Genomic DNA, 14,994 nt, shown 5'->3' with positions numbered 1-14,994 from the left:
ACTGACAAACAAATGCAGATCATCACCGAGCTATGGCCGGCCCTTCGGGCCGGAGTCCTGCGCTTCGCTCCGGACTAGCTCCGGGTTCCGCTGCGCTCCACCCGGAGCGGGGCTGCTTCGCAGCCCCAGGGATTCCCGCGCTGCGCGCGGGAAGTGACCCCGTTTCACGGGGTCTGGGCTTACGTCCCCTTGGGAGTCCGCTTCGCTCCCACCCTCAGTCTTTCCGGCTTCGCCCCCAGGACCAAGGGCTCGCTGACGCGGGCCGCCGGCAGTAGAACGGGGCAAGGTATCCGCCGAACGGCCTGCGCTTCAGGCCTGACTGCCCCCGCTTCACTACCCCAGTCCAAGGACCGCTTCGCCAGCAGTCGCCAGCAGTGAGCTGGATACGCACGGCGGGGAACAGACCGGATTCGAACCGGCGTCATCCCCCCTTGTCGAGAAGGGCGCGTCAACCTCTGCGCTACAGCCCCCGCCGCGGTACACACAGCCTATGCGACCAACCACCGGAACCCGTCCAAGGCCAAGACACCCTGGCCAGAGCGACCTGCAAGGAGCACACCCTTAACCAGAGACAACCCCACACCGAACCACTGACACCAAAACACCACTGACGAACAAACGCAGATCATCACTTCGGGGGCTAACCCTCCGCTTCGCTACGGGTTCCTGAGCACTGCGCGCTCAGGAGAGAATCGCCTCGCTGCGCCCGACGGGGCTCGGCTTCGCCGAGCCAGGACCGGCCCTTCGGACGGGTTCGGGGACCTCGCTTCGCTTCGGACGGGCCGCTCCGCGGCCAAAGGTGACCCCGTTTCACGGGGTCCAGGCCGCTGGCTCGTTGTGCGGATCCGAGCCGCTCCCCACTCTGGGTCCTTCCGGCTCCGCCTCCAAGACCAAGCCCGCTCCGCAGGCGCCAGCAGTAGCGGGGACATCCTGTCGTGACCGCCATCGTTCAAGATCGTTGGCCAGGCATGAACACCAAGCATGCTCTCGCCACCGCCCTCGGGGCCGCCGCACTCCTGGGAGCCTTCTCCGCGCCCGCCAGCGCCTCACCCGTCCCCACCCCTCTGGAACAGCTCATGCTTCCCCTGGCGGGCCAGCCCGACTTCACGACCAAGAGCTTCCTCACCACCAACAAGCACACCAGGTCCATCGTCCTGGCCTACAGGGGCACCAAGAACCTCAACAACTGGGTCAGCAACGCCCGCCTTTTCCTCAAGCCCGCCAAACTCCCCATCCCCTGGGACCAGGCACAGGCCCACACCGGCTTCGAAACCGCATCCAAGTAGAGACCGAAACCGAGCCCGCCCTGTGCTGGGAGAACCCTCCTTGCGACACCCCCGGCACTTTCAAGCAACTGTCACATCAAGAGAGAAGGCGGCATGCCATCCAAAGGCTCACTGTTGCCGGCACCGCTCTCGCCACGACCATGGTCCTCATGGCTCCCGCCGCTTGGGCCGTCGCCCCGGGTGGACAGTTCCGCTACGGCACCCTGGACTGCCGCGCCACCGCAGACGCCGCGGGCAACGGAGCACTCAGCTGCACCGGCACCATGAACGTCACCTGGCGGGCCAAGGTCAAGTGCAAGGCCGGCTTCACCTACTACGGCACCTGGCAGACCAACGCTGAAGGCGGCACCAAGGAATCCAAAACCGATTCCAAGTGCGTCATCTCCGTCGAAGACATCATCATCGACCCGATCGCGTAATAGGGTCCCCCCGCTTCGCTCCGGACTGGTTCGGGGGCCCCGCTTCGCTCCACCCCGAACGGCCTGCTCCGCAGGCCTGGGTGACCCCGTTTCACGGGATCCGGGCCGACGGCCCATTAGGCGGATCCGCTCCGCTCCCCCATATCTGGGTCCTCGCACATACCAAAAACTGTCACGAGCCCCTGTTGCCTCCCACTGCCATACCTGGCCAACTGAATTTTTCAGCACCCGTCCCATCCGGTGACAGGTGTCCTGACCTGGCATTGTCGCCTGTTACCGGGCCGTTGAGGTCCACTCCGCTGCGCTGGCTTGCCGAGTGCACTGGGCGGGGAGCCGGTCGAAACGTTGCGCGCCGTGCCCGTAACGTGGATCTCTTCGGGTGCCGTTGGGGCCCGGAGTCCAAAAGGTGAATGCCGATGACTGCTGGCGAACTGCCCGTCGTGTGGAGCCTGCCCCCCGAGGACGCCCGAGCTGGATGGCGGGCTCTGTGCTGGAGCGTCGGACCGCACAACGAACTCGCGGTGATGCTTATCCAGGAACAGAATCTGCGCCGGTCCCCGCATATCAAGGGATGGGTCGGATGGAGCGTGGCGGCTCCCTGTGACGGCATATTGGTCGTGGTCTCGGGCGGGGTGGAACACCGGACACCCGTAGCCGGCATACCCGCATGGACCAGCCACTTGGCCCTGCTCTCGTGGTCACGGTTTCTGCTGGCGTCAGGCCGTACACGCCAAGGCCTGGACGGGGTCTGGGAGAGGAACACAGTTGTCTACTCGCCCGGGGGATACCCAGTGAGTCACTTCTGCATCGGCGACGACATCGACTACATCATCACCGACCACAACGGCGACATCTGGACCTCATACGGCGACGAGGGCATCTACGGAAACCACCCGGAGACCATCGCCGGCCTGGCCCGCTGGAACACCGACGGCGACCACACCTGGAGTCCCCAGGGGCGGCTACCCGTATGGCCCCTAGGTGGAAGCGCTGCCGCCACCGAAGGCGACGTGGTCTGGCTCGCCTGGTACAGCCACAAGGGTGCCTTCCTGTCCCGAGTCGATCCCACCACCGGCGACATCACCAGCTACCGCAACCCCCTCAAGGACACCGACGGCATCGCGGTCCGCGGCACCCGGATGCTCCTCACCCACCGGTTCCACAATCGCCCCGACGTCGAAGTGAGCCGCGCAGAGCTCGTCAACGACGCTTGGGTGATCACCGCCCAGGAGAAACTCCACTTGCCGGGGCCGGTAGTCATGCGCTGCGCCCAGGGCCGCGACGGCTCCCTCTGGCTCCGCGGCGGCGATACCTGGACACGAATCGAAGCCTGAACCACCAAGACTCGACCCACGGGACCGGAACGGGACCCCTCGGGCCGGAGTCCTGCGCTCCACCGGAGCGGGCCGGCTTCGCCAGCCTCAGGGGTCCCGCGCTCCGCGCGGGAAGGTGCCCTCGTTTCACGGGGTCCGGGCCTCCAGCCCGTTGGGCGTATCCGAGCCGCTCCTCCACCCCTGGTCCACAGGCGGCTGACGGCGGGGAGGCGCGGCTCGGCCTTCAGAGGAAGTATCCGCTCACGTGGATGGAAAACCAGACCAGAAAGAGAGACACCGTCACCAGCACGCCCACGGCGACCAGCCCCGCCCTGCGCCGCACCGGATCCGCACAGAGCGCGACAAGGACCGGGCCCACCGCCATGGCCCCCACATTCAAGGCCATGGACTCAGGGAGGTCCCGCCGCGAAAGGCCCGCGAGAACGACGATGATGAACCACTGCAGAGCGAACGACGCGGTGACCATCGCTTTCAACGGCCGTACATCCAGCAACCACAGAGCCAGCAAAAGCACCGGCACAGCCAGAACCACCCACAACCCGATGCCCGCAAACGGAAAGAGGGAGAAACACAGCGCCACGCTGTCCGCGCAACTACGCTCGCCCTCCGCAATCGACCACAGCCACAAAACCCTGGCCATCCAGCCCGTGACCGCACCAGCAACCGCGCTTCCCGCCAAAACCCCGTAGATCTTGCTCATGCACCCGAGGCTCGCAGCCCGACCGGCCCAGGTCCTGAGTATCTGTACTCAGGACCTGGGCCGGTCAGCACCGGCCTGGGTGACCCCGTTTCGCGGGGTCTGGGCTACCGCCCGTTGGACGGGTCCTCTCCGCTCCCCATCCCGGTCCGTAGGCAGCTGCCAGCAACGGAAGCTGCCGTACCGGGACCGATTCGATAACGACCGGGCAGACTCTCCAGACCACGAGACAGCCCGACTCCGGACAGGGAGCCTTCGTGACGTTCACAGAAGAAGACTTAATCTGGGCAGCTACCCGCACGCTCGGCTGCCTACTCGGCGCGCTCCTCCTCTGCGGAATCATCATCACCCTCACAGTGGCCATCGCCATCACCATCAAAAAACGCATCAATCCCCCACGGCAATGAGGGCTACCACCCCCTTGTTGAGTGACCCCGATTCACGGGTCCGGCCTCCTCCGGCCCGTTGGACCGGTTCGCTTCGCTCTGCGGGTGCCGGCAAGAGGAGGGGTGGCGGGGCTGGGTTGCGGAGCTTCCGGGCCGGCCATGCGGAGGAAAACGGTTGGCTCTGCCGGGATGGTGTTCCTATCGTCTTCAGAGCGGGAGCAGCGGCTCCCGCTGGTTGCGGAGTCGTGGCAGAGCGGTCCATTGCGATCGGCGTGAGAAAGGCCCTTCTTGCGTCGACTGACCGGGTACTGGGGCGGGCCTGCCTCCCCGGTCCGCGGGTTCGAATCCCGCCGACTCCGCAACCTCCCCGGCAGGACCGAAGACGGGATCCGCTTCAAAGTGTGGTGCGGATCAACTTTTGGGTTTAGGTACTGTGCAGTCTCACCGGTTCGGCGGGAAGGGCGCCCGACAGCTCCGTACCGAGCGAGAAGCCCAGCCAGCTCTCCCAGGATTCCAGGAACTGGGCGATCGTGGAGGTCGCCCAGCCGCCGCCAGCCCACAGGGCCTGCGCCCGCCTGTCCGCGCTCCACGCACGACCCCGGCCGCCGGCAACACCCCACGCCGCTGACACCGAATGCACCGCATCAGAACGTCACCGCCAGATGACTCGATGGGCCAAGACAGACAACCACGGGCCGTCGCCCCTGGTCGCTGGTGCGCGCTGACCTGGCCAGTTCCCCTACCGCATCTCGGAGCCTCGTGGCGGGAGGATCGGCATTCCATCCGCCCGGTGCCACGATGCATGAGAGACCCGTTACGACGACTGCTCGGCGGGTCGGGAAACTCGAAAGGCTGCCATTCACGCGGCCGGTGCCGGAGACCATCGAGCAGCAGCCGGCCGCGCTGAGTCCAGCGCCAACAGGCGCGCACAAGGAAGAAGCTGCCGCATCGTCGAGGGATGCAATCTCATGGCGCGCGGCGCAGTTGCGACCAGGCCTGGGCCGAGGCCTTGGACAGCTACCCTTCGCCCGGAGGACGATCGGCCTTCGCCCTCCGTGGGATTGCTGCTGCAGTCCGCGATGAGCGAGCCCATGCTGCGCGGCATGTATCCGTGGTTCTCGATGAACCAGCTCAACGTATCCGTGTCCGGTACTTGGGAAGAGTGGGGCCGGGAGCCGTTCCCGGCAATGCTCGCTGCTCCCGACGCATACCTGGTCCTGGCTCACCCAGTCCGTGAAGGCCACGTCGTACTGGCGACAGCCGATCCCGCAGAAGCTGCAACCTTCTACCGCGCGCCTGGTGCGCAGCCAGCTGGCGGGCCAGACGCCGGGAACGCACGGCTGGTCGGTCGAGGTGGAAGAAGTCCTTCGCGGTGCGGGCTGGTATTCGTCGAGCTGGTCTGACTCCACGTTGGTGCAGATCTTGCGTCGGAGTTCGCATCCGGCTCGCCCGTGGGTGGCGTGGGTTCCCGGCCGGTTTCGGCGGATGAGTCCACTGGACGTGCGCCACCCGGAGTCGCCGGTTTCGGAATCTTTGGTTCCGGGGACTGTGTCCCCGCACCGTGACGGCGCCTATGCGACAGCCGAGGGAGACCATGGGTTGGAAAGGCACACGCAAGACGGCCACGTCGGCCGCTCTTGCCGGAGTGGTCGCCCTTGTTCTGGCGGCTCCGCCCCCGGTCGGCAGTGAGCCTCGGAGCGGGGCCGCGCCGTTGTTCGGGACGGTGGCCGCGCGGCAGGACGCTTCCCCGACGCCGCCTCCCCCTCGACTTCCCCGCGACTTCCGCGGCAAGGGGAAGTGGATCGTCCGGGACCTGGGCATCACCGTGCCGTTCACCTGGGAGGGGCGCGACGGTGAGAGCCAGATGGTCGCGGGAGGACCTCAGTACCCGATCTGGTTCACCAATCTGATCTACCGCGGCACGCTCTACACGCTGACGTACAAATGGCCCGGTCTGAACGAGCATCCCTGTTCACGCATCCCGGACTTCGACCTGGATGCGCTGAACCAGTTGTTCGAGAAGGCCCGGTTCGTCGGGCCGGAGACCCTGCGGCGCACCCACCCGCAGCGGCGGGTGAACCACTGGAGGGTGGGCGTGGTCCTGCCGCAGCTGCCTCCCGGAAACCATCCGCGTCTGCCGCTCGCGCTGGGTGACGTGTACGTCGACGAGGACAATCGGGGAACCTTCTGGCAGGTGCTGCAGTTCGGTGTCCAGAACCTCTACGACCCCGAGCTGGATGAGTGGCTGGTCATGGACACCTTCGAGCAGCGGCCCGGAACCGTGACGCTTCCCCGGCGGTGCCAGTCGTCCGGGTGAACCTGGCCCCCGCCCGGACCTGCGCGAACCGCTGGAGCCGATCCTCGGTACGCGCGGTGCACCGGCGGTCGTCCCGCCGTGCTCCGCGACGATGCCGGAGGAGGAATCCGCCGTCCGGCCCATCAAGAGCGCCGGCCAGGACACCGAAGAGGATCAGGCGGAGTCGTCCCACCCCCGCGTTCCGGTATGTCTCCGCGCCCCACGCCGCCCCGATACCGGCTGCCCGTACCCCGGCCGCCGAGGCCCGGAGGAGATCCCGCATGCGCGTCTTCCCGTCCGTGACCGCTGTCGCCAGCGCCGCGCTCCTGTTCACCACGGTCACCGGCGCGACGCCCGCGGCAGCAGACCTGAGCCACGACGGCGGGTCACCGCTGGTCAAGGTGTCCCACCGCGACCCGTACGCGGACTGCACCATCGGCGCGAGTTCGCCCGACAGCGTCGTCTATCCGGGCACCGAGGTCGAGCCGTACCTGTCCGTCGATCCGCGCGACCCGAAGCGCGTGGTCACGGTGTTCCAGCAGGACCGCTGGAACGACGGCGGCGCCCGTGGCCTGGCGGCCAGCTGGACCACGGACGGCCGTACCTTCCGTCTGAGCACGCTGCCGTTCAGCCTGTGCGCCCCGGGCGGCGCGGACTTCGAACGCGCCTCCGACCCCTGGGTGAGCACCGGACCGGACGGCACCGTCTACGCCGGCGGGGAGGGCGTCGACTTCACGAGGAGCACGCGCAGTGCCCTGCTGGCCGCCACGTCCCGCGACGGTGGCCGCACCTGGCAGAACGTCACCACCACGCATGTCGACGAGCAGCCGTTCTTCAACGACAAGCCCTCGCTCACCGCCGACCCCGTCCGCAAGGGCACCGCCTACCAGGTCTGGAACCGCCTCGACAACGACCCGCCCGGCCCCAGCTCCCTCGACGGTCCGGGCTACATCTCCGTCACCCGCGACGGCGGCCGCAGCTGGAGCGAGGGCCGGCCTTTCGTCGACACCAGCGCCGTGCCCAACACGCAGACCATCGGCCATGTGATCGTCGTCGACCGGCGGACCGGCGCCCTGTACGACTTCTTCGACCGGATCACCCACTCCGACGACCTGAGCACCGTCGTCGAAGCCCACTACGCGGTGGTCACCTCGACTGACGCCGGCGAGACCTGGAGCGCTCCGGTCACCGTGGCCCGGGACACCTCCGTACCGGAGGTCGACCCGAACGATCCCACCAAGCTGCTGCGTGCCGCGGCCACCTTGCCCAGCCCGGCCATCGACCCGAAGACGGGCACGCTGTACATGGCTTACGAGGGCTCGGACTTCTCGGGCGGCCGGTTCGACTCCGTCCAGCTGGTGCGCTCCACCGACGGCGGACGCACCTGGGGGACCCCGGAGCTGATCAGCCCGGCGGGCACGCCGGCCTTCTCCCCGTCGGTCGCGGTCGACGAGCGGGGCACGGTCGCGCTCACCTACTACGACCTGCGCTTCCTCAAGCCCGGCAACACCACCACCCTGCCCACCGCCTACCAGCTGGCCACGCTGCCGCACGGAGATCCGCAGCGCCGGAGCGAACGACAGATCTCGCGGGTCTTCGACTGGCTGCAAGCGCCCTTCGCCGGGGGCTACTTCCTCGGCGACTACCAAGGCCTGGTGGCGGACGGCAAGGGAGTACGGGCGGTGCTGACCGAGGCCCACTCCGGAGCGCCGCAGAACCGTACGGACGTGTACAGCGGCAGTTTCCGTACCCGGTGAGCACCGGCCGTCCTCACGGAACGCGCGGCGGCCGCGTGTCGAGCAGGGCTCGGGCCGCTACATCGTCTGCGGGGGTTGGGCGGGGAGGGGGCAGGCCGCGTGCTCCGTGCGGTGGCGTTCGAGATCGAGGGCGAGCTCGCGGCGGGCCGTGTCGGCCTCTTCTCGGACCGTGTCCAGACGCTCCTCCAGGTGGGCGACGCGCTCGCGGTAGCGTTCGAGCTCGGCCCGTACGAACTCGACGTCGGCCACCTGCTGCGCGGTTTCCTTGCGGATCCGCTCCGTCTCCTCTTCGAAGCCCTGCTTGGCCTTGTCCAGTTCGGCGATGGCCTGCTCCGCGGCCTCCTCCGCCAGGGCGGTGCGCTGTTCGGCGGCCAGCGTCCGCTGGGCCGAGGCCTTGGTCACCGTTTCGATGCGTGCCTCCGCGGCGACCGAGTCGGTGATGATGGCCAGCTCTTCGATGTAGACCGGAAGGTCCGTGACCAGCCGGGACATCAGGGCCAGGAGGTCCTCGCGGGTTCCGGGCTCCTGTCGGACCGCGGGTTCGGTCATCTCCTGCGCGAGCTGGGGAGCGGGTGCGGGCTGCGTCGTCGCCTTCGCCGCCTTCTTGGCCTCCTTGCGCTCCTGTCGCTTCGCGCGGAACCTGCGGAAGGCGCCGAGTGCGTTGTGGTCCGGGTGGGCGCAGTAGCGGGGCGCCGGGTCGTCCGGCGTCGGTGCTTCGGCGTGGTGGTTGCAGTCCGGGTAGGCGCACACCGGAAGCGTTTCAACGGCCCCAACAGTCATCTTCTCGTCCTTCGAGCTCAGGAGGTGTACCGATCACGCTAGGCGCGGACCGCGGTCAACGGGCGTCGCGGAGAGGCCTCGTAAGCAATCGGTAAGATCACGCGCTCCTGTGCGCCGCGGGGTCAGGGGCGGTCGGTGTGCGGGGCGCTCAGGGAGTTCAGGAGGGCCGCGGCGCGTTCGGCGTCGTCCACCGAGACGGCGAAGTCCTTGCCCTTGGAGCGGATCACCAGGCATTCGCCGCTGCGCAGCATCACCGTCGTGCCCAGGCCGCTGAGTCGGTAGCCCCAGCCGCCGACCTGCGCCGGGGTGCGGTTCTCGGCGCGGGCCCACTCGATGTCCGCGGCGGCCCAGCGCCGTACCGGCCAGCCGAGGGGGCCGAAGGCCACGTCCAGGCCGGGCTCGGAGATCCGGACCCGTACCGATGAGGAGACCAGCACCCCCATCGAGGCCGCCGCGAACGGCACGATCAGCAGCCACATCGGCTTCGTCGGATCGCCGCCGGTCCCGGCGAGAAGGGCGGTCAGAGCGACGAGTCCGGTGGCCGCCGCGAGGAGGGTCAGCCACGGGTTCGTGGTGCGGGCGAGCCACACACGGCGTTCACCTGCGGGGATGTCCATGCGGGGGCCCTGGGCGGGCGAGGCGGGGGCGGTGGGCCGGCGGCTCGCCAGCATGACCGCGAAGGCGGCCACCGATGCCGCGACGACCGTGACCACGGCCCCGACGGTGACCGAGTCCGCGTCGCGCCAGTCGGCGTGGTGGAGGTTCGCCCGTACGATCGAGATCTGCTCCCCCGCCAGCAGCACCCCGCACGAGACCAGCACCGCTGCGCGCCACCGGCGGGCCGCCCGCCAGAACACGGCGCCGGTGACGAGGACGATCCAGACCGCAGCCGGCAGCAGGACGGCCGCCCAGAGCGGAAGCGAGCCGTCGGGTTGGCCGAAGGCCCCCCAGTGCGTGGCCAGTCGGTCCCGGAAACCCTTGCGCGCCGCCAGTGGCAGCGCCACGAGCAGCGCGAGGATCCCGGCCGCCCAGGCGGTCATCCCCCACGCAGCCCGGTTCTTTAATCCCCCACGGTCTTTCACTGTGCCTCCTCGATCATCTCTATGAGATCGGCCTTGCCGTACCCCAGGCGCGCGCCGTCGGCCACCAGTTCCCGTACGCGCACCAGCAGCGCCGATCGTCCGTCCGCCCCGCCGGCCACGGTGACCCCGCGGCCGCGCCGGAACTCCAGCAGGCCTTCGTCGCGCAGTGCACGCAGGCCCCGTAGGACGGTGTTGGCGTTGACGCCCAGCGCCTGTGACAACTCCCGCGCGGGTGGCAGCCGGTCACCCGGCCCGCACTCCCCCTCGGCGATGGCGCGCCGGATGGCGCCGGCCACCTGTTCGTGGAGGGGGCGGTTGTCCGCGATGTTCAGCCTCAGCAGCATGATGCCAATGACGCTAGCACCATTCGTTTTATTTGGCAGCACTCGATCGATCAATCCGGTCGACATCCGGCGCGTGCGGGCGTTGGCTTGGCGCTATGCCAGAGCTGCGTACCGATCGCCTTCTGCTCCGCCCGTGGCGGGAGTCCGACCTCGAACCGTGGGCGGCGATGAACGCCGACCCCGACGTGCGGGAGCACCTGGGGGAGCTGCTGACGCGGGAGCAGAGCGATGCCGTGGCGGCGCGCATGCAGGCCGAGTTCGACGAGCGGGGTTTCGGGTGGTGGGCGCTCGAACGGCGGGAGAGCGGCGAGTTCGTCGGCCGCGCCGGCTTGGACGTGGTGGACGAGGGCATGCCGTTCACGGGGGTGGACGTCGGGTGGCGGTTGACGCGTGCGGCGTGGGGGCACGGTTACGCCACCGAGGCCGGTCTGGCCTGTCTGGCCTTCGGATTCGAGACCCTCGGGCTGCCGGAGATCATCGCGACGACGACCGCAGCCAACGTCCGTTCCCAGGCCGTGATGCGCCGGATCGGCATGGCGCGGGATCCGGCCTCCGACTTCGAGGACCCGAGCGTGCCGGAGGGGCCGCTTCGCCCCTGTGTGCTGTACCGCGTTCGCTGCTGACCGCTCGTGGCGCCGCCCTGGCGTACGGGCGCAAGCTGCCCCGGCTGCTGCGGGGTGCGGGGCTGGCAGATGTGGCCGCTGACGCCTCCTTCCCGGTGGCCTCCGCCGCCTGCGATGTGCTGGAGGCGGCGAACCGCCGAGGCGGGCCAGAGGTTGTCCTGGTGATTTGGTGTCCTTCTAGTTGATCCAGCCGCGTTGGCGGGCCAGGTGGGCCGCCGCGTGGCGGTTCTCGGCGCCCAGCTTCGTGGTGACGGAGGAGAGGTAGTTGCGGACGGTGCCGGGGGCGAGGGCAGCGCGTTCGGCGACCTCTTCGATCGGGGCGCCGTCGGTGGAGAGCGAGAGGATGTCGGCCTCGCGGGCGCTCAGGGGCGAGGCGCCCGCGCTGATGGCGTCGGCGGCGAGGACCGGGTCGATGTAGCGGTTGCCCGTGTGGACGCTGCGGATGATGGTGGCCAGTTCGTGGGCAGAGACCGTCTTGAGGACGAAGCCCTTCACGCCGTGGGTGAGCGCGCGCTTGAGCTGGCCGGGCAGACCGTGGCTCGTCACGATCATGGTCTTGCAGCTCGGGAGGATCTCCGTCAGCTTCTCGACCACCGCCACCCCGTCCTTGCCGGGCATCTGGAGGTCGAGCACGGCGACGTCCGGCCTGTGGTGCAGCGCCATCGCGATCGCATCGGGGCCGGTGGCCGCCTCGGCCACGATCTCCAGGTCCTCCTCCAGGGAGAGCAGCGCGGCGAACGCGCCGCGGATCAGGTGTTCGTCGTCGGCCAGGAGGACGCGGATCATCGGCTGCTCCCTGTCGGTAGGTGCACGGTCAGTCGGTAGGTGTGCGCGGCCGAAGGGCCGTGGCGCAGGGTTCCGCCCAGGGGGGCGAGGCGCTCGACGAGGCCGGCCAGGCCGTTGCCCGGGGGCGGCACGGTCTGAGCGGCCGGGGCGGCGGCGTGGCCGGTGCCGTCGTTGACGAGGTCAAGGCGGGTGCGGCCGTCGCCGGTGTCGGAGAGCGAGATGGTGCACGTACCGGCGTGGGAGTGGCGCAGTACGTTGGTGACGCCTTCGCGGACGACCCAGCCGAGGGCCGTCTGCGCTTCGTGGGACAGGTCGGATCCGGTGGTGCGGCGGATCCGGCAGGCGATGCCCGCTGCTTCCAGGATGGCCTGGGCGCCCTGGAGTTCGGTGGCCAGGTCGGTGGAGCGGTAGCCGTTGACCACCTCCCGGATCTCGTGGTGCAGGCCGCGGGTGAGGCTCTGCACCTGGGCCATCTCGGACCGCGCGCGGGGGTTCTCGGCGAGCCGCTCGGCGAGTTCGGCCTTGAGGGCGATCACCGAGAGGTTGCGGCCGATGACGTCGTGCAGGTCGCGGGCGAAGCGCAGCCGCTCCTCCGCGACGACGAGCCGGGTCCGGGCCTCGCGGGCCGCGTTGAGCTGCCACAGGACGGCGAGGAACCAGACGGAGGAGCGCATCAGCGTGCCGATGACCACCCAGGTGGTGACCGTGAAGGCGAGTACGGCCGGGGCGGCGCCTCGGTCGGCGGCCAGCGCGAGGGCGCCCGCCGCGAGGGACTGGGCGAGGGCCACCGCCAGGTACGGGAGTTGCGCGAGCACCAGGGCGAGCGCGAAGGCCGGCGGGATGGCCACGGTGATGGAGGCCAGGATCAGGCCGCGGGAGTGGTCGATCAGGCCGGTGTCGTAGGCCCAGGGCAGCAGGGACAGTTCGAGTGCGGTCACCGCGGCCATCGCGGCGATGAGGCCGGCCGAGCGCTTCGCCCGGCCGAGCCCGTACGCGATCGCCGTGGTCGCGCCGAGGCCTTGGAGGGCGGTGACCCCGGCGACCGCCCAGCCGATCCCGGCGGGCAGCCGGCTCGCGTCCGCGGCGTCCGCGGCATCCGCCGCGTCGAGGTGGGCGAGCAGCGGCCAGAGCAGCGAGGCCAGCAGCAGCCACGGCATCAGGCAGAGCATCCAGCGGGTGTGCGTCGTCGCCCGGCGGACGTCGGTCTGGTAGCGCGCCGAACCCGGCGCCTCCGGTGCCTCGGCGGGCGCGGCGGGCTCGGCCGGGGCCGGTTCGGGGCTCGGCGTCACGTCTGCGGGGGACGTCACGTGCGCGGCTCCCAGCGGAAGCGGCGGCGGGCGGCCTCGGCGCAGAGCACGGTCCAGGCCAGCAGGGTGGCGACGGAGACCAGGGTGTCGGTGGGGCCCGCGCCGCGGCCGGTCCAGCCGGAGCGGACCAGCTCGATCACCGGGGTGAGCGGGAAGAAGCGCAGAACGTCGCCGAAGATGCCGGGCAGCGTCTCCAGCGGGACGAGCGTGCCCGAGGTGAGCAGGAGCAGCAGGAAGCCGATGGTGCTGATGCCCTGGGCGCTCTCCGCGGTGCGCGCGGCGGCGGTGCTGAGGGCGGCGACTGCGGCGGTGAGCACGGTGCCGAGCAGGATGCCGAGGACCACCAGGTGCGGGGCAGCCGGCAGGCCGAGCCCGGAGATGGCCGCGACGGCGCCGGCGATCAGGGCGAACTGGACGAGCGCGGCCAGGGCCATGGGCACGGCGGGGGCGGCGAGGATGACGACGTCGGACACCTCTCCGGTCCGCAGCCGTTTGAGGACGTGCTCCTCGCGGCGCAGGACGTAGATGCCGATGAGGGGCGCGTACAGGGCCATGACGAGGACGATGCCGGCCGAGGTGGAGATCATGACCTGGCCCATGGCGAGCCCGGCGCCCTCCAGGTCGAACTGCTTCATGATCGTCGTGGTGCCCATGACGATCAGGGCCGGGATGACCAGGACGTTGAACAGGTTGCTCTTGCTGCGGAGGAACAGGGCGAGTTCGGTGCGCGAGAGCGCGGCGAAGTGGGCCGGGGCCGCCGACGCGCCCGCCGCCTCGCGTGCGCGTGCGGGTGCCGGTGCCGTGCTCATACGAGGTCCTTCGCGGTCGTGCGGGCGATGCGGAGGAACGCTTCCTCCAACGAGGCGGAGCTGGCAGCGAGTTCCCGCAGCTCCACCCGCCGGTCGCGGGCCCAGGTGAGGAGCTCCGTGGTGGTGTGCTGGAGGTCGGCGGTCCGCAGCTCGATCCGGCCGCCCGGGACCACCTCCGCATCGGCGCGCAGTACGGCGGCGCCGGGCAGGTCGGCGGGGCCGAGCTCCGACGGCAGCCGGAAGCCGAGGGTGGAGGGGTGGGCGGCGACGATCCCGGCGACCGTGCCGCTGGTCGAGATCTGCCCGGCGTGCATGATGGCCAGCCGGTCGGCGAGCCGCTCGGCCTCCTCCAGGTAGTGCGTGGTGAGCACGATCGTGGTGCCGCCCGCGCGCAGGTCCTCGATGATCCGCCAGACGTCGTGGCGGCCCTCGGGGTCCATGCCCGTCGTCGGCTCGTCCAGGAAGAGCAGTTCGGGGCGGCCGAGGGTGGCCAGGGCCAGGTCGAGCCGGCGCCTCTCGCCCCCGGAGAGGTGTTTGACCGTCACGTCCCGGCGCCCGGTCAGGCCGACCAGGGCCAGGGCCTCGTCGTACGGGCGGGGGCGGGTGGTGCACGAGGCCCACATCCTGACCGTCTCCAGCACCGTCAGGTCGCCGGGGAAGCCGCCCTCTTGGAGCATCACGCCCGTACGGGGACGTATGCGGGCGCGGTCGCGGACCGGGTCGAGGCCGCCGAAGAGGCGGACGCTCCCCCTGGCGGGCTGCGCGAGCCCTTCGAGCAGTTCGACCAGGGAGGTCTTGCCGGCGCCGTTCGTGCCGAGCAGGGCGAAGAGTTGGCCGCGGGCCACGGCCAGGTCGACGCCGCGGACCGCGTCGAACCCGGCGTCCCCGGGTGGCCCGTAGCGCCGCCACAGACCTGTGACCTCGATCACATTTTGCTCGGTGATGACGTTCATGACTCGATCTTTGCACTCCGTACACCGGCTTGTGCAGTGAGTGGCCTCATGGGTTCGCATGACAGATGTCATGGCCCGGCGTGATGTCCGTCAGTGACGGCAGGCGTGCGCTGCGCAGTGGAGTGTGACCTGCGT

16 protein-coding genes, 1 tRNA gene and 1 pseudogene are annotated in these 14,994 nt (G+C 69.8%); 10 read left to right on the top strand and 8 right to left on the bottom strand.

Going from position 1 to position 14,994, the window contains the following annotated elements:
* The first annotated feature begins 968 nt into the window (after nt 1-968).
* The 3 genes from ADK52_RS36815 (at nt 969) to ADK52_RS44225 (ending at nt 3,039) form a co-directional block, all read left to right on the top strand.
* Nucleotides 969-1,286 carry a hypothetical protein gene (locus tag ADK52_RS36815; RefSeq protein WP_053694192.1) on the top strand — a complete coding sequence of 106 codons (318 nt, stop codon included), beginning with the start codon at nt 969-971 and terminating at the stop codon, nt 1,284-1,286.
* A 149-nt stretch (nt 1,287-1,435) separates the two neighbouring features.
* Nucleotides 1,436-1,705, top strand: coding sequence for a hypothetical protein (locus tag ADK52_RS36810; protein WP_159046121.1), 270 nt, complete (start codon nt 1,436-1,438; stop codon nt 1,703-1,705).
* A 791-nt stretch (nt 1,706-2,496) separates the two neighbouring features.
* On the top strand, nt 2,497-3,039 hold the full coding sequence (locus ADK52_RS44225; protein ID WP_234344407.1) for a hypothetical protein: 543 nt from the start codon (nt 2,497-2,499) through the stop codon (nt 3,037-3,039).
* Between the two features lie 223 nt (nt 3,040-3,262).
* Here ADK52_RS44225 and ADK52_RS36800 read toward each other — a convergent pair whose 3' ends face one another.
* A complete protein-coding gene (locus ADK52_RS36800; protein ID WP_053694190.1) occupies nt 3,263-3,739 on the bottom strand; it encodes a hypothetical protein in 477 nt (158 codons plus the stop codon).
* Between the two features lie 254 nt (nt 3,740-3,993).
* Here ADK52_RS36800 and ADK52_RS42775 point away from each other — a divergent pair, with 254 nt between their 5' ends.
* The 5 genes from ADK52_RS42775 (at nt 3,994) to ADK52_RS36785 (ending at nt 8,175) form a co-directional block, all read left to right on the top strand.
* Nucleotides 3,994-4,143, top strand: a complete 150-nt coding sequence (locus ADK52_RS42775; RefSeq protein ID WP_159046120.1) for a hypothetical protein — start codon at nt 3,994-3,996, stop codon at nt 4,141-4,143.
* 218 nt (nt 4,144-4,361) lie between these two features.
* A tRNA-Leu gene (locus ADK52_RS42770) sits at nt 4,362-4,481 on the top strand.
* A gap of 609 nt (nt 4,482-5,090) precedes the next feature.
* Nucleotides 5,091-5,525 carry a DUF6193 family natural product biosynthesis protein gene (locus tag ADK52_RS45175; protein ID WP_420715005.1) on the top strand — a complete coding sequence of 145 codons (435 nt, stop codon included), beginning with the start codon at nt 5,091-5,093 and terminating at the stop codon, nt 5,523-5,525.
* 320 nt (nt 5,526-5,845) lie between these two features.
* On the top strand, nt 5,846-6,439 hold the full coding sequence (locus ADK52_RS36790; protein WP_159046119.1) for a hypothetical protein: 594 nt from the start codon (nt 5,846-5,848) through the stop codon (nt 6,437-6,439).
* Nucleotides 6,440-6,699: 260 nt separating this feature from the next.
* Nucleotides 6,700-8,175, top strand: coding sequence for a sialidase family protein (locus tag ADK52_RS36785; RefSeq protein WP_053694187.1), 1,476 nt, complete (start codon nt 6,700-6,702; stop codon nt 8,173-8,175).
* Between the two features lie 57 nt (nt 8,176-8,232).
* On the opposite strand, the gene ADK52_RS36780 is transcribed toward ADK52_RS36785, so the two are convergent.
* The 3 genes from ADK52_RS36780 to ADK52_RS36770 all read right to left on the bottom strand — a co-directional run bounded on the left by ADK52_RS36780 (nt 8,233) and on the right by ADK52_RS36770 (nt 10,381).
* A complete protein-coding gene (locus tag ADK52_RS36780; RefSeq protein ID WP_159046118.1) occupies nt 8,233-8,955 on the bottom strand; it encodes a hypothetical protein in 723 nt (240 codons plus the stop codon).
* A 122-nt stretch (nt 8,956-9,077) separates the two neighbouring features.
* Entirely contained in the window at nt 9,078-9,995 is a 918-nt protein-coding gene (locus ADK52_RS36775) for a DUF1648 domain-containing protein (RefSeq protein WP_053694185.1), read from the bottom strand.
* Nucleotides 9,996-10,033: 38 nt separating this feature from the next.
* The gene (locus tag ADK52_RS36770; RefSeq protein WP_053694184.1) at nt 10,034-10,381 is read right to left on the bottom strand and encodes a GntR family transcriptional regulator; all 348 of its coding nucleotides are present in this window, start codon (nt 10,379-10,381) and stop codon (nt 10,034-10,036) included.
* 95 nt (nt 10,382-10,476) lie between these two features.
* On the opposite strand from ADK52_RS36770, the gene ADK52_RS36765 reads away from it, so the two are divergent.
* Together ADK52_RS36765 and ADK52_RS44220 are read left to right on the top strand one after the other, a co-directional pair.
* Complete coding sequence (locus tag ADK52_RS36765) at nt 10,477-11,004, top strand: GNAT family N-acetyltransferase (RefSeq protein ID WP_053694183.1); 528 nt, start codon at nt 10,477-10,479, stop codon at nt 11,002-11,004.
* Nucleotides 10,992-11,144, top strand: a pseudogene (locus tag ADK52_RS44220) (SAM-dependent methyltransferase); the annotation flags it as partial. The gene ADK52_RS36765 and the pseudogene ADK52_RS44220, both read left to right, overlap by 13 nt.
* A 37-nt stretch (nt 11,145-11,181) precedes the next feature.
* Here ADK52_RS44220 and ADK52_RS36760 read toward each other — a convergent pair.
* The 4 genes from ADK52_RS36760 to ADK52_RS36745 are packed head-to-tail and all read right to left on the bottom strand — an operon-like array spanning nt 11,182 to nt 14,859.
* On the bottom strand, nt 11,182-11,790 hold the full coding sequence (locus ADK52_RS36760) for a response regulator transcription factor (protein WP_053694182.1): 609 nt from the start codon (nt 11,788-11,790) through the stop codon (nt 11,182-11,184).
* Nucleotides 11,787-13,097 carry a sensor histidine kinase gene (locus ADK52_RS36755; protein WP_159046117.1) on the bottom strand — a complete coding sequence of 437 codons (1,311 nt, stop codon included), beginning with the start codon at nt 13,095-13,097 and terminating at the stop codon, nt 11,787-11,789. The genes ADK52_RS36760 and ADK52_RS36755 overlap by 4 nt, the downstream gene beginning before the upstream one ends.
* Nucleotides 13,094-13,906 carry an ABC transporter permease gene (locus ADK52_RS36750; protein WP_053694180.1) on the bottom strand — a complete coding sequence of 271 codons (813 nt, stop codon included), beginning with the start codon at nt 13,904-13,906 and terminating at the stop codon, nt 13,094-13,096. Before ADK52_RS36750 ends, ADK52_RS36755 begins: the two co-directional genes overlap by 4 nt.
* Nucleotides 13,903-14,859, bottom strand: coding sequence for an ABC transporter ATP-binding protein (locus tag ADK52_RS36745; RefSeq protein WP_053694179.1), 957 nt, complete (start codon nt 14,857-14,859; stop codon nt 13,903-13,905). The genes ADK52_RS36750 and ADK52_RS36745 overlap by 4 nt, the downstream gene beginning before the upstream one ends.
* Nucleotides 14,860-14,994: the final 135 nt, after the last annotated feature.

Origin of the sequence: Streptomyces sp. WM6372, from assembly GCF_001279655.1 — a bacterium.
GTDB lineage: Bacteria > Actinomycetota > Actinomycetes > Streptomycetales > Streptomycetaceae > Streptomyces.
Note: the sequence above shows the minus strand (reverse complement) of the source record. Positions and strands in the feature narration are given on the sequence as shown.

What these genes read in the sequence shown, in the direction of transcription:
- ADK52_RS36815 (WP_053694192.1), top strand. Translation starts at nt 969, where the DNA reads ATGAACACCAAGCATGCTCTCGCCACCGCCCTCGGGGCCGCCGCACTC.
- ADK52_RS36810 (WP_159046121.1), top strand. Translation starts at nt 1,436, where the DNA reads ATGGCTCCCGCCGCTTGGGCCGTCGCCCCGGGTGGACAGTTCCGCTAC.
- ADK52_RS36800 (WP_053694190.1), bottom strand. Translation starts at nt 3,739, where the DNA reads ATGAGCAAGATCTACGGGGTTTTGGCGGGAAGCGCGGTTGCTGGTGCG.
- ADK52_RS45175 (WP_420715005.1), top strand. Translation starts at nt 5,091, where the DNA reads ATGGCGCGCGGCGCAGTTGCGACCAGGCCTGGGCCGAGGCCTTGGACA.
- ADK52_RS36785 (WP_053694187.1), top strand. Translation starts at nt 6,700, where the DNA reads ATGCGCGTCTTCCCGTCCGTGACCGCTGTCGCCAGCGCCGCGCTCCTG.
- ADK52_RS36780 (WP_159046118.1), bottom strand. Translation starts at nt 8,955, where the DNA reads ATGACTGTTGGGGCCGTTGAAACGCTTCCGGTGTGCGCCTACCCGGAC.
- ADK52_RS36775 (WP_053694185.1), bottom strand. Translation starts at nt 9,995, where the DNA reads ATGACCGCCTGGGCGGCCGGGATCCTCGCGCTGCTCGTGGCGCTGCCA.
- ADK52_RS36770 (WP_053694184.1), bottom strand. Translation starts at nt 10,381, where the DNA reads ATGCTGCTGAGGCTGAACATCGCGGACAACCGCCCCCTCCACGAACAG.
- ADK52_RS36765 (WP_053694183.1), top strand. Translation starts at nt 10,477, where the DNA reads ATGCCAGAGCTGCGTACCGATCGCCTTCTGCTCCGCCCGTGGCGGGAG.
- ADK52_RS36760 (WP_053694182.1), bottom strand. Translation starts at nt 11,790, where the DNA reads ATGATCCGCGTCCTCCTGGCCGACGACGAACACCTGATCCGCGGCGCG.
- ADK52_RS36750 (WP_053694180.1), bottom strand. Translation starts at nt 13,906, where the DNA reads ATGAGCACGGCACCGGCACCCGCACGCGCACGCGAGGCGGCGGGCGCG.
- ADK52_RS36745 (WP_053694179.1), bottom strand. Translation starts at nt 14,859, where the DNA reads ATGAACGTCATCACCGAGCAAAATGTGATCGAGGTCACAGGTCTGTGG.